The organism is Piscinibacter sp., assembly GCF_050175855.1.
Classification (GTDB): Bacteria; Pseudomonadota; Gammaproteobacteria; order Burkholderiales; family Burkholderiaceae_C; genus Piscinibacter.
In genome coordinates, this window is sequence record NZ_JBFXIO010000545.1 from 1 (window position 1) to 2,727 (window position 2,727).

The 2,727-nt window shown below is 69.2% G+C and carries 6 protein-coding genes and 1 other RNA gene; 6 read left to right on the top strand and 1 reads right to left on the bottom strand.

Translation table 11 applies throughout. The annotated features are described in order from the left end of the window. The 6 genes from AB7U92_RS25445 to AB7U92_RS25470 all read left to right on the top strand — a co-directional run. Positions 1-275 (top strand): hypothetical protein (locus AB7U92_RS25445; RefSeq protein ID WP_428583387.1); only part of this gene is annotated, 275 nt, incomplete at its 5' end. Between the two features lie 108 nt (positions 276-383). Next, positions 384-602, top strand: coding sequence for a DUF904 domain-containing protein (locus AB7U92_RS25450; RefSeq protein ID WP_428583389.1), 219 nt, complete (start codon positions 384-386; stop codon positions 600-602). Then, on the top strand, positions 599-904 hold the full coding sequence (locus AB7U92_RS25455; protein WP_428583391.1) for a cell division protein ZapA: 306 nt from the start codon (positions 599-601) through the stop codon (positions 902-904). Before AB7U92_RS25450 ends, AB7U92_RS25455 begins: the two co-directional genes overlap by 4 nt. A 29-nt stretch (positions 905-933) precedes the next feature. Continuing rightward, positions 934-1,114: non-coding RNA, 6S RNA (gene ssrS, locus AB7U92_RS25460), on the top strand. Positions 1,115-1,158: 44 nt separating this feature from the next. Then, positions 1,159-1,620, top strand: coding sequence for an EVE domain-containing protein (locus tag AB7U92_RS25465; protein WP_428583393.1), 462 nt, complete (start codon positions 1,159-1,161; stop codon positions 1,618-1,620). A 28-nt stretch (positions 1,621-1,648) separates the two neighbouring features. Further along, positions 1,649-2,413, top strand: a complete 765-nt coding sequence (locus tag AB7U92_RS25470; protein ID WP_428583395.1) for a fumarylacetoacetate hydrolase family protein — start codon at positions 1,649-1,651, stop codon at positions 2,411-2,413. Here AB7U92_RS25470 and AB7U92_RS25475 read toward each other — a convergent pair. Beyond that, positions 2,414-2,727: ketopantoate reductase C-terminal domain-containing protein (locus AB7U92_RS25475; RefSeq protein WP_428583397.1), on the bottom strand; the 314-nt coding region annotated here is incomplete at its 5' end.

The window sequence follows — 2,727 nt, forward strand, 5'->3', positions numbered from 1 at the left end:
CGCTGCTCGACGTGTGCTTCTCGATCAACGGCGTGCCATTCGGTACCTTCAGCTGCGAGCAGGCCGGCCAGCCGCTGGTGTGGACGCAGCGCCAGGCACAGATGCTCCGACAGGTCGGTTCGCGCGCCAGCCTCGCGCTGCTCCACGCCGCCACGGCCATGCCCGACACCCAACCGGCGGCACTGTGGGAGCCTAGTTCGCCGAACCGGCTGCTGACCATGCCGGCCCCGCTGGACCCCGACGACACCGAGGATCGCCGCCGCGACCGATCGTGACCCGCTCGCGACCCGCTCGTGACCGGTTGCACGAAGCGGCAGGCACGGCCGCCGGCCGTGGCGAGGCGGCCGCCTACAATGGCCGCTGCCTTCACCTCCTCGCGCGCCATGTCCCAACTCCAGGATCTCGCGGAACGGGTCGAACGCCTGCTGCTGAGGCATCAGGAACTGCAGCGCACCAACGCCCTGCTCGAACAGCAGCTGGCCAGCGTCACGCAGGAACGCGACAGTCTGCGCTCGCGGCTGAACGCGGCGCGCAACCGCATCGACGACTTGCTCGAGCGGCTGCCCGCCGAGGCGGGTGACGGACAAGGGAGTGCGACGTGAAGCAGATCGAAGTGACGATCATGGGCCAGAGCTATCTGCTCGGCTGCCCCGAAGGCGGCGAGACCTCGCTGCTCGAGGCGGTGGGCAACGTCGACCGCGAGATGTGCGCGATCCGCGATGCCGGCAAGGTCAAGGCGCGAGAGCGCATCGCCGTGCTGGCTGCGCTGAACCTGGCCTTCGCGCTGGCCGAGCGGCCGCTGCCCGCGGCGGCCGGCACCCCGGCGCAGGACTCGGGCGTCGATCTCGAGGCCCTCATCAAGCGCATCGATCAGTCCCTCGGTGCCGATGGGCAATTGCTCTGAGGCGCCGGCCCCCGCCACGTAGAATGATCCTGTCCGTCGCGTTCGCGTGAGTCTTATATTTCCTTGAACCGATGCTCTTGCGAGCAAGGGCTTGGAACATCGCCTGGCAGGTGTGATCGTCTCGCGTCAGATGAACCCGAAGCCTTGCTGACCTCGCCCACCTGAATCCCCTGGGTTCAGGAATGCGGCTCCCGGTTCGTGGCGGACACCTTCTCCCTCTCCCCCCTTTCTCCCCGCGCGCAGGACCGACGCCTTTGTCCTACTGGCTGATGAAGAGCGAGCCCGCCGAGTGCTCGATCGACGACCTCGCCGCGGCGCCCCAGCAGACCGTTCCGTGGTTCGGCGTGCGCAACTACCAGGCGCGCAACTTCATGCGCGACGACATGCGCCCCGGCGACGGCGTGCTGTTCTATCACTCGTCGTGCGCGGAGCCCGGCGTCGCCGGCCTGGCCGAGGTGTGCAGCGCGCCCTACCCGGATGCCACGCAGTTCGACCCGAGAAGCCCCTACTTCGACCCGAAGTCGACCCGCGAGAATCCGCGCTGGCTGCTGGTCGACGTGAAGCTGCGCCGCAAGACCGCCCTGCTGCCGCTCAAGCGCATGCGCGAGCTGCCGCAGCTGCAAAGCATGCTGCTGCTGCGCCCGGGCAGCCGCCTGTCGATCACGCCGGTGACCGAAGCCGAATGGAAGGCCGTGCTGGCGATGCTCGAGGCCTAGAACACACGACACACAACGAGGAGACGAGATGAAGTGGATGCGCTGCCGCCTTCAGGGCCGCGAGCTGTTCGGCGTGCTCGAGGGCGACACGCTCGCCGTGCACGACGGCGATCTGTTCGGCGAGCATCGCCCCACCGGCGAGCGGGTGGCGGTGGATGGCGTCGAGTGGCTGATGCCCTGCCGCCCGGGCAAGATGGTCGCGCTGTGGAACAACTTCCGCGCCGCGGCGGAGAAGAACGGCTGGGCCGTGCCGGCCGAGCCGCTGTACTTCCTCAAGACGCCGAACAGCTTCGCCGCGCACGGGCAGGCGATTGCCGCCGCGCCGGCAGACGCCGGGCGGGTGGCCTACGAAGGAGAGCTCGCGGTCGTGATTGGCCGGCGGGCGAAGAACGTGCCACCCGAGCAGGCGGCGGCGCACATTCTCGGCTACAGCTGCGCCAACGACCTCACCGCCATCGAGCTGCTCAACCGCGACCCGGCCTTCCCGCAGTGGACCCGCGCCAAGGGCTTCGACGGCTTCGGCGTCTTCGGGCCGGTGATCGAGACCGACCTCGAGCTGGCGTCGGCCTCGGTGCGCACCGTCGTCGGAGGCCGCGAGCGGCAGAACTACCCGCTGGCCGACATGATCTACCCACCCCACGAGCTGGTGTCGCGCATCTCGCAGGACATGACCCTCGAGCCCGGCGACGTGATCCTGTGCGGCACCTCGCTGGGCGTGCTGCCGATGAAGCCAGGCACCACCGTCGAGGTGGAGATCGACGGCATCGGCCGCCTGGTCAACAGCTACGGCTGATCAGCCCAGCGACTGGACTTCCAGCCGCCCCTTCTGCGCCGCCAGCGTCTGCGCGAGCAGGCTGGTGGCGGCGTAGATGGCGTCGATGGTCGGCGTGGGCGTCTCGGTGATGCGGCCGAGCTCGACCACCGATCCGACCAGCGCTTCCAGCTCGAGTGCGCGGCCGTGCTCGACGTCCTGCAGCATCGAGGTCTTGTGTGCCCCGACGGCTTCCGCGCCGGCGATGCGCTGCTCGAGCGAGATCTTGAAGCGCACGCCGAGCTTCTCGGCCACCGCCTGCGCCTCGCGCATCATCGCTGCGGCCAGCGAGCGCG